9 protein-coding genes and 2 pseudogenes are annotated in these 9,247 nt (G+C 60.0%); 3 read left to right on the top strand and 8 right to left on the bottom strand.

What is annotated here, in order from left to right; all coding sequences use genetic code 11:
- Positions 1-24 precede the first annotated feature (24 nt).
- Together NN484_RS22780 and NN484_RS22775 are read right to left on the bottom strand one after the other, a co-directional pair.
- On the bottom strand, positions 25-339 hold the full coding sequence (locus NN484_RS22780; protein ID WP_274657959.1) for an antibiotic biosynthesis monooxygenase family protein: 315 nt from the start codon (positions 337-339) through the stop codon (positions 25-27).
- Positions 336-1,043, bottom strand: a complete 708-nt coding sequence (locus tag NN484_RS22775) for a CTP synthase C-terminal region-related (seleno)protein (RefSeq protein ID WP_274657958.1) — start codon at positions 1,041-1,043, stop codon at positions 336-338. Before NN484_RS22775 ends, NN484_RS22780 begins: the two co-directional genes overlap by 4 nt.
- A gap of 15 nt (positions 1,044-1,058) precedes the next feature.
- On the opposite strand from NN484_RS22775, the gene NN484_RS22770 reads away from it, so the two are divergent.
- Positions 1,059-2,000 carry a LysR family transcriptional regulator gene (locus NN484_RS22770; RefSeq protein WP_274657957.1) on the top strand — a complete coding sequence of 314 codons (942 nt, stop codon included), beginning with the start codon at positions 1,059-1,061 and terminating at the stop codon, positions 1,998-2,000.
- Here the strand turns inward: NN484_RS22770 and NN484_RS22765 are convergent, their stop codons facing one another.
- The 4 genes and pseudogenes from NN484_RS22765 to NN484_RS22755 all read right to left on the bottom strand — a co-directional run bounded on the left by NN484_RS22765 (position 2,001) and on the right by NN484_RS22755 (position 4,996).
- The gene (locus tag NN484_RS22765) at positions 2,001-2,534 is read right to left on the bottom strand and encodes a DUF1003 domain-containing protein (protein ID WP_274657956.1); all 534 of its coding nucleotides are present in this window, start codon (positions 2,532-2,534) and stop codon (positions 2,001-2,003) included.
- Between the two features lie 160 nt (positions 2,535-2,694).
- Positions 2,695-3,132: pseudogene (locus NN484_RS27420) on the bottom strand (methyl-accepting chemotaxis protein); the annotation flags it as partial.
- Between the two features lie 108 nt (positions 3,133-3,240).
- Positions 3,241-3,924 (bottom strand): annotated as a pseudogene (locus NN484_RS27415) (PAS domain-containing protein); the annotation flags it as partial.
- Between the two features lie 463 nt (positions 3,925-4,387).
- Positions 4,388-4,996 carry a TetR/AcrR family transcriptional regulator gene (locus NN484_RS22755; RefSeq protein ID WP_127651329.1) on the bottom strand — a complete coding sequence of 203 codons (609 nt, stop codon included), beginning with the start codon at positions 4,994-4,996 and terminating at the stop codon, positions 4,388-4,390.
- A gap of 214 nt (positions 4,997-5,210) precedes the next feature.
- Between NN484_RS22755 and NN484_RS22750 the strand changes: the two genes are divergently transcribed.
- Together NN484_RS22750 and NN484_RS22745 are read left to right on the top strand one after the other, a co-directional pair.
- A complete protein-coding gene (locus NN484_RS22750) occupies positions 5,211-6,287 on the top strand; it encodes an MBL fold metallo-hydrolase (RefSeq protein ID WP_274657955.1) in 1,077 nt (358 codons plus the stop codon).
- Positions 6,288-6,399: 112 nt separating this feature from the next.
- Positions 6,400-7,908, top strand: a complete 1,509-nt coding sequence (locus tag NN484_RS22745) for an amidase family protein (RefSeq protein WP_215502794.1) — start codon at positions 6,400-6,402, stop codon at positions 7,906-7,908.
- Positions 7,909-7,971: 63 nt separating this feature from the next.
- On the opposite strand, the gene NN484_RS22740 is transcribed toward NN484_RS22745, so the two are convergent.
- Both NN484_RS22740 and NN484_RS22735 read right to left on the bottom strand, forming a co-directional pair.
- Positions 7,972-8,289 carry a helix-turn-helix domain-containing protein gene (locus NN484_RS22740; protein ID WP_215502795.1) on the bottom strand — a complete coding sequence of 106 codons (318 nt, stop codon included), beginning with the start codon at positions 8,287-8,289 and terminating at the stop codon, positions 7,972-7,974.
- Positions 8,290-8,382: 93 nt separating this feature from the next.
- Positions 8,383-9,150 carry an AraC family transcriptional regulator gene (locus NN484_RS22735; RefSeq protein WP_274657954.1) on the bottom strand — a complete coding sequence of 256 codons (768 nt, stop codon included), beginning with the start codon at positions 9,148-9,150 and terminating at the stop codon, positions 8,383-8,385.
- Positions 9,151-9,247 lie beyond the last annotated feature (97 nt).

The following is a 9,247-nucleotide window of genomic DNA, read 5'->3' as shown; positions in this document are numbered from 1 at the left end:
AGGCCAATCAGTGCGCCGCTGCACTCACTGCCCAAACCGATACTCCCGCTCCACCCGACACACCCGCGTCTGAAACTTCGAATACCACTGCGCGCGTCCTCGCGCCTGAATCGCCCGGTGCTCGGGATGCTCGCGCCAGGCCAGAATCGCCGCCTCGCTCGCCCAGTACGAAATGGTGATCCCGACCCCGTCCTCGCCCCGGATCGAATCCACGCCGAGAAACCCCGGCTGCTGCACAACCAGCTCCATCATCCGCTCGGATGCCGCCGCGTAGCCGTTGTCACCCTCGGTGCGGGTCGAGGTGAAAATCACCGCGAAGCAAGGCTCGTTCGGCTTCATTGGCGTTGCTCCGCACACGCTTCGACGAACGCCCGCACCAGCGGCGGAACCTGCCCCTTGAGCGCCGCACGTTCCGGCTGAAACAGCGTCGCGACAAAGAACACATGGTCGTTCAATTCGATCGCGCGTAAATCGCCTGCCGAATCATGGCCCACGGCGTGTAGCCGATGGGTCAGTAACTCTCGCTCGAACTGCGGATTCACACCGAAGCGGCAGCGATAGCCTTCGTGAATCTCGGACATTTCGTACGCCTTGGCGATCAACGAGCCTGCGACCAGATGAATGCTGTCCACGGCTTCCACCAACGAACAGGTCAGCGGCGTGAGCACCGCTCGCTGCGAATCGGGTGACGTTTCGCCATGTTCGGCATCGGCCCAGCCCAGCACGTTGCGGGAAAATTCCAGCACCGCATGCTGAAAACCGCCGCAGGTGCCGAGGAAAGGTCGCTGTTGTTCGCGGGCAAAACGAATGGCGCGCAAGGCACCCGCTTCGCTTTTGTAGGGGCTGGCCGGTACGCACCAGAAACCGTCGAAATCGTGCAGGGGTGTATCGATGTGGATTTTCTCGGTGGGCAGCCATTGGAATTGCACATCGCGGCCGCTGTGCTCGGCGATCATGCCGAGGGCAACGGGGATCGCTTGGTGCGCGGTGACTTGGGGGGCGTAATCGCCGATCAGGGCGATGCGGATGGCGCGGTTTTCCATGAGTGTTCTCTGCGCTTGTTGATTGATGGGGCTCACTATAGATTGGCGTTCACGCACTCAATATTGGCGTTTCCCCAAGTGATCAATGCAGTGATGCACTATCGACTCGACTACCCGGATCTGGCGCTGATTCTCGCTCTGGTGCGCGGAGGCTCTCTGGCTCGGGCTTCGCAGTTGCTCAGGGTAGACGTGTCGACGGTGTTTCGCGCCGTGCGTCGTCTGGAGGCGGCGCTGGGTCAGCAACTGTTCGAAAAGAGCCGCGCGGGTTACCTGCCAACCACACTTGCGCAGTCTCTCGCCGAGCAGGCCGAACGCGCCGAGCAGGCGCTGGAAGCAGCGCGGATCGGTGTCGAGCAGGGTGGGGAAGTGGTCAGCGGCACAGTGCGCCTGACCTGTACCGATTCGGTATTGCAGGGCTTGCTGTTGCCGGCGCTGGCGCAGTTCATGCCCAACTACCCGGCGCTGACCATCGAGCTGAGCACCTCCAACGATTTCGCCAACCTCAGTCGACGTGACGCCGACATCGCCTTGCGCCTGACACGTACACCGCCGGAGCATCTGGTCGGACGGCAACTGGCGAAGATTTCCTACCGCGTCTGTGCCAGTACGCGTTATCTGCAAAACGTTGATGCGACGGATCTGGCGGCGCTGACCTGGATTGCCCCGGACGAGTTTCTGCCGGATCACCCGACCGTCGCCTGGCGGCGCCAGCAGTTGCCCGGCGTAACCCCGGGTTATCGCTGCAACAGCATGCTTTCGGTGACTGAGCTGGTGCGTGCGGGACTCGGGGTGGCGGCGTTGCCGGACTTTTTGATCTCCGAAGGGTTGCAGGCTCTCAGCGAACCGTTGCACGGCTACGATACCGCGCTGTGGCTGCTGACCCGCCCGGACTGCCGGGCGTTGCGTTCGGTGGTTACCCTGTTCGATGAACTGGGACGGGCGCTGCGTCTGCCGTGATCAGCGTTGCGGGTTCTGGCAGATGTGCGTATGCAGCTCGCGGGTCAGGCCTTCAATGCGTTCCGTCAGGTCCTTGGTCATTTCAGTGAGGCGGGTGTTCTGCTCCAGCAGTTCGAGCAGTTGTGCGGTGGTCTGCGCGGCCTGCGCCTGGCGCTCGGTGTTGGCCACCGCCAGCGCTTCACGGTGCTGTGCGTCGGCGTCCGATTGCGCCTTGTCCCGCGCGGCTTGCCGGGTTTGTGCCAGCAGAATCAACGGCGCAGCGTAGGCGGCCTGGAGGCTGAACGCCAGGTTCAACAGGATGAACGGGTAGACGTCGAATTGCGTCACGCCCGCCACGTTGAGGCCGATCCACACGGCGACGATCACGGTTTGCGCGCCGAGAAACAGCGGCGTGCCGAAGAACCGTGCGAAGGCCTCGGCACGCAGGGCAAACTTGTCGTTGCCGAACGTGGTGTTGAGGTGGGCGTGGGGGCGATGGAAGCGCAGGTGATCGACGGGGCCGGTGGCGGGGGAGGCAGGTTTTTCGGTGGTCATGATGGGCTCGGCAGGGCTTGGGACTGAAGTCACTATAGTCCTGCCGAGCCCATCATGGCCCTTTCGCGAGCAAGCTCGCTCCCATATTGGAATGCGTTTCCCTGTGGGAGCGTGCTTGCTCGCGAAGGCTGCAACGCGGTCTAACGGCCGGATACATCCATTAGCCCGGCGCCCGCTCATTGGCAAACATGCTCACCGCCTGCACCGCTTCACTGGCGCCATCACGAATCTGCAGAATCACGCTGCCGGCCTGATCGGCCAATTCGACGCCTTGCGCCGCTCGGCCACGGGTGCCTTCCATGCTCTTGATCGCCTGGCGGGTTTCGCTCTGGATCAGACCAATCATGTTGGAAATCTCCGCTGTCGAGCCGCTGGTGCGCGCCGCCAGCTGCCGCACTTCATCCGCCACCACCGCAAACCCGCGGCCCTGATCCCCGGCGCGCGCTGCTTCAATGGCGGCATTGAGTGCCAGCAGATTGGTCTGGTCGGCAATCGCGCGGATGGTGTTGACGATTGTCGTGATCTGCTCCGAGCGTTCGCCAAGCTGTGCGATCAAGGTCGAGGACTGCGCGATGTCGTCTGCGATTTCGCGCATTTCGCTGGCGGCTTGCTGGATCACCTGGGTGCCTTGCTCGGCGACTTTCCGAGTTGCCACGGAAATGTGATAAGCCGCGCTGGCGCTGCGTGCATCCTGCTCGTGCTGTTCGACACGGGCGCTGACGTCCGTGGCGAATTTCACTACTTTGCACAAGCGCCCGGAGGCGTTGTACACCGGGTTGTAGTTGGCCTCCAGCCACACGGTCTGCCCGCGCTTGTCGACGCGCTCGAACTGGCCTTGAAACAACTCACCCTGATTCAGCCGCCGCCAGAAATCCTCGTAGGCACTGCTGTTGACCAACTCCGGCCGGCAGAACAAGCGGTGATGTTTACCCTTGAGCTCCGCGAGCGTGTAACCCATGCGCGTCAGAAAATTCTGGTTGGCCGTGAGAATACCGCCGTCGAGATCGAATTCGATCACTGCCATTGCCCGGTCGATCGCCTGCAGCTTGGCGCTGGCCTCGCTTTCCTGCTGGACCTTGGTCGTCACGTCCAGGGCGTACTTGACCACTTTCACCACACGCCCCGACGCATCCTTGATCGGGTTGTAACTGGCCTCCAGCCAAATTGGCTGGCCCTGGCTGTTGACCCGTTCGAAGGTGCCGGACTGGAACTGGCCGTTTTTCAGGCGCGACCACAGCTCGGTGTATTGCTCGCTGCGACCAAATTCTGCGGGGCAGAAACGCCGATGGGGCTGGCCAATCACCTGTTCAGCGCGGTAGCCCGTGGTTTTGAGGAAATTGTCGTTGGCACTCAGCACCACACCGTCGAGGTCGAACTCGATCACGGCCATGGAGCGGTTGATGGCCTCGAGCAGGCCATTCTGTTGGGAGATGGTGTGTTGAAGGTCGTTGAGGGCGGACTGGTGGCGATTGAAAAACATGTGAGCAGTACCTGGAAGTAGGGAAAGACGAAGTTTGTGTCCCTGTTTCCGCGCTGGCAGAGCAAATGCTGGATGAGCATTTGCCATTGACTGCAAAGTGCCAGCATCCAGGCTGGCGGACTGATCTTATACAAACTATTTTTAGTTGTACAAGAAAATGCGAGTCAGCAGGGTTGCCGGTTTTCAAAGGGTGATTGAGAGGGTGTCGTTGCACCTCGGACGGTTTAGCGCCACGCCCGGATTTATCCCTGAAATACTTTGCAGTATTTTTTTTCAGGGCGACCGTCCGTCGGCTCTTTGTCGGACGTTGTCATTTATTCCAACGGGAATAATCAGCGTCACTTAAGCGTGGCAGGCGCGAAAGAGGGGCGGTTTAGAGCTGGTAACGCGCCAGAAACATCTCCACTGCCGATTCGGCCACGGCTTTTTGGGTTGCCGCGTCCAGTGGTGGCTGGCCCATGGAAATCTGCGGCCAGAAACCGAACGACTTCAACAGCCCTTGCACCTGCTGTGCGGCGAAATCCGCCTCCACAGCTTTTAGCCGGCCATCCGCCTGAGCCGCGCGAATCCACACCGTCAGGCCTTCTTCGCGCTCGCCCATACGCGCCACCATGTCTTGCGCGCGCTCCGGGGAATGGATGGTGGCAGCAATCGCCACCCGAGCCAGACCGAGAAAGTTGTCATCGGCCATCATCTGCAGCTTAGCCAACAACATCTGCTGCAATTGCTCGCGCAGCGGCTGATCCGCGCGATAGGCCACGGCCTGTTCGGCGGTGATGCGTGCCCAGAGTTGATTGAGAATTTCGGCGAACAGCTCTTCCTTGCTGGGGAAGTGGTTGTACACCGTGCGCTTCGACACCCCGGCGGTGGCCGCGATCTTGTCCATGCTGGTGATCTCGAAACCGTTGGCACGGAATTCGGCAATCGCCGCCTGAATAATGGCTTCGCGTTTGCGGTCGGTGAGGCGCTTTGGAGCTGTCATAAGTACGCTTCGGCAGGAAAAAGGTGAAATTGCACTTGGAAGTTTACTTGTCATCACGTTTCATGCAACCTAGAAACTACACCGTCCAGTGTAATGTTGCGTTAATCCGCGCAACCTAAAAAACAGTCGTTCGGCCTATGCGTGCAGCTTTGGCCATTTATCGTCCCACCGTGAAAAACCGCGAATTGCGCGGTTTTTCTGGAGTCATTCAGTCATGGCCAATCCAGAGTTCTCTGCGGATCAAACTTCCACGCCTGAAGCCTCTCGCCAGGATCAAGGGCTGTTTCGTAACCATGCGCCGGTGCAGCGCGAAGGCTTTCGCAAAATGCTGCGAATCATGTGGAACATGATCTTCCACAAACCGCGCAATACGCGTCCGACCGCCGCGATCCCGGTACAACCGCTGACGCAGGAAGACCTGCTGGCAGCGCCTGATCACAGCGTCTACCGTCTCGGTCACTCGACCCTGCTGCTGAAGATGCGTGACAAGTTCTGGATTACCGATCCGGTCTTCGCCGAGCGCGCCTCGCCCGTGCAATGGGCCGGCCCGAAACGCTTCCACCAGCCGCCGATCAGCATCGACCAGTTGCCACCGATCGAAGCGGTGATCCTGTCGCACAACCACTACGACCACCTCGATTACGAAGCGGTGCTGAAACTGGCGGCCAAGACCAACTACTTCCTGACCCCGCTGGGCGTCGGCGACACCCTGATCAAATGGGGCATCGACGCCAGCAAAGTCCGCCAATACGACTGGTGGGAGGGCGCCGAAATCGCCGGCATCCGCTTCGTCGCCACCCCGTCGCAGCACTTCTCCGGCCGTGGCCTGTTCGACGGCAACAGCACGCTGTGGGCCTCGTGGGTGATGATCAACGACGACACGCGGATCTTCTTCAGCGGCGACAGCGGCTACTTCGACGGCTTCAAACGCATCGGCGAGCAGTACGGCCCCTTCGACCTGACCCTGATGGAAACCGGCGCCTACAACGTCGAATGGCCACACGTGCACATGCAACCGGAAGAAACATTGCAGGCCCACATCGACCTCAAAGGCCGTTGGCTATTCCCGATCCACAACGGCACGTTCGACCTGGCGATGCATGCCTGGCATGAACCGTTTGACCGGATTCTGGCACTGGCTTGGGAACGCAGCGTTTTGATTACCACGCCGCAGATGGGCGAGGCGTTTAATTTGGCCCAGCCCAAGCGTGGACAGACGTGGTGGCTTAATTTGGAACATGAAGTGTCGGAAAATTCCTCTACTGCCTGTAGCGGCTACAAGTCAGGATGACTTTTCCTACCATTTGAGGGGTATGGGGCTGACAGCTGTTTCCTTCGTTCTCGGTAGGCTTGGTCGCGAGTGAATGACTCACTCGTGACTAGCCTAAACAAGGACGATAAATATGAAGTACCGCATTAAACAACGAGCGAATTTGCTGGCCCGAGCCATTGTGATTGCGCTGGTGGCGCCAAACATTGCTGGCGCAGCCGATGCGCTTGAATACACGAGTGCCAGTGAACTCAGCAGAATGATGACCAGCAACGAACTGACCGCGGTCACGCTGGTCGAGCATTTGACGGCTCGTATTGCGATGCTGGACAAGCAAGGGCCATCCCTTAACGCAATCATTGAGCTGAACCCTGATGCGATCGAAATCGCGACGGCTCTGGACAGGGAGCGCGCTTCAGGCCAGATCCGCGGTCCGCTGCACGGCATTCCTGTCTTGCTCAAGGACAACGTCGATACGGCTGACAAGATGCAAACCAGCGCTGGCTCTCTGGCCATGGTGGGGCAGTCAGCGGCGAAAGATGCGTTTATCGTTAAACAACTGCGCGCAGCCGGTGCAATCGTGTTGGGCAAAACCAACATGAGCGAATGGGCCAATGTGCGTGACATGACGCTGCCCCATGGCTGGAGCGGACGTGGCGGCCAAAGTAAAAATCCTCATGTGCTGAGCGCCGGGGTCTGTGGCTCCAGCGCGGGGTCGGCGGTTGCCGTTGCGGCGGGTTTTGCGCCACTCACGATCGGTACCGAAACCAACGGCTCGATTACATGCCCGGCAACGGCCAATGGTGTGGTGGGTGTCAAACCGACGCTAGGATTGTTCAGCCGATCGGGCGTGGTGCCCATTACTCGTCTGCAAGATACACCCGGTACGTTAACCCGCACGGTGATGGACGCCGCGCTGATGTTCAACGCGCTTCAAGGTGTCGATGTTGCCGATGCCGCCACCACAGACGCGCCTGCCGGTATCGATTACACCGCATTACTTGCCAGGGATGCCTTGAACGGCAAGCGCATTGGATACCCTGTCGCCTACGCGGGAACCTACGGCGTGCCGCTGACCCCCAGCTTTGAATTCCTGATGGCAATGGCCAACATGCAGGAGCAGGGTGCGACCCTGGTTCCGTTGACGATTCGCATGCCCGACATGGATGGCTACTTTGACGCACTGATGGGCGGCATGAAGCATGAACTGCCGGAATACTTCGCCAGCCGCACTGGCTTGCCTGTTCAGTCGTTGCAGTCGTTGATTGAATTCAACCGGATTAATCCCGGCCATGAAGGCTACGGCCAGGCAATGCTTGAAGCGATAGAGGCTTCGACCACGACAGCGCAGGAAGCGGCCGCGATCATCGAAACCCTCCGCGCAAATTTCAAAGAGGCCATCGACGAACAACTGCGTGAACACAATCTCGACGCGCTGGTTTCCGAGGACGACGGCTATTCGCAGTTTTCTGCCGCCGTCGCGGGTTATCCAGCGATCACCTTGCCATCGGGCATGAGGGCTGACGGCATGCCGACCTCGGTTTTCTTTTTCGGCACACGCTGGAGCGATCCGCAATTGCTGGCCATGGCTTACAGCTATGAGCAAGAATCGGCCGAGCTCAAGCACCCGGCATTCAAATAACGCTACTGCCATAGAACGGCGTCGCTCCCACGGGCGATGCCGTTCTGTCAAACGCGTGATGATTCAATCGGCCATCGCGAAATCTTCGCGATCCACCCGGTGTGGCGTGACCCCTTGCACATTCATGCCACGCCCCGGCGCAAACCCCGGAAAAAACACCAGCCCTTGCGCCTCAAGCCGATAAGCCAACGCCAACCGCGCCGCATCCGTCACCTCTTGCTGCGCCTCGAAGCGTTGGATGTCGTCTACCGCCACCTCCGCCTCGCGTGACAGCTGTTCCACGCTCCAGCCAAGCATCGCTCGGGCCTGGACGCAGTGCGTCGGGGTGAACTGGAAAAGGGCAATGCGTTCAAGGATGTGGTTCATCGCAAGAGAGGCCATGGTGTGCTCCGGGCTCAAGAGTGCTGATTGAAAATGTACTGTGTTTTTGTACAGTTGTTTTCGGCCGGGATCAAACGCATTTTTTGATTTGCCCTAGTTCGCCGCCTCCAACCAGACGGACGGTGCCTGTCCGAGGATGCGCCGGAACATCGTCGAGAACGCCGCGGGGCTCTCATAACCGAAGTCCAGGGCGATCCGCGTCACCGCTTCACCGGCCGCCAGCCGTGCCAGTGCCAGCACCACGCAGGCCTGTTGCCGCCATTGGCTGAAGCTCAGCCCCGTTTGCTGGCGAAACAGTCTGTTGAAGGTGCGCAAGCTTATGTGCAACTGCTCGGCCCAGTGTTGCGGCGACTGATGGGCGTTGGGTTGATGCAGAAATCTCTGACACAAAGCCAGGAGCTTTCCGTCAGTCGGCAGTGGAATGTGCAAGGGCAGGGGCACACTGCCCGCCAGTTCATGCAGCAACAGCTCGATCAGCACACCGTCGCGTCCGTCGAGGTCATAGGCCTGCGGCACTTCCACAGCCTCCATCAACAAGTGCCGCATCAACGGCGAAACGCTGATCACCTGGCAGCGCTGCCCCAAGTCCACCGCCCCCGGCTCGATGTACAAGCTGCGCGTGCTCACCCCCAGCATCAACACCTCATGCGCCACCCCCGGCGGAATCCACACCGCCCGTTGCGGCGGCACCACCCAGTTGCCGTCATGCGTGCGGACCTGCATCACTCCGGTCGCGCCGTACAACAGTTGCGCCCGCCGATGCGTATGAAATGGCAACAGATGGCCGTGGGAATAATCCGTACCGATCGCCACCACCGGGCGTGGCGTGTCATCCAGCAGATTGATCGAAACATTGCGCATCGAGCGTTTTCCGGTAGTTGGCGTAAACGCAAACATTATTGGCTGAGTTGCTGAAGCAGGCCAAGTCGCGCCGCTCTATCGTCGACTGCTCCCCATC

Source organism: Pseudomonas serboccidentalis (assembly GCF_028830055.1).
Taxonomy (GTDB): Bacteria; Pseudomonadota; Gammaproteobacteria; order Pseudomonadales; family Pseudomonadaceae; genus Aquipseudomonas; species Aquipseudomonas serboccidentalis.
The sequence above is the reverse complement of the archived record's forward strand: the minus strand, read 5'-3'. Positions and strand labels throughout refer to the sequence as shown.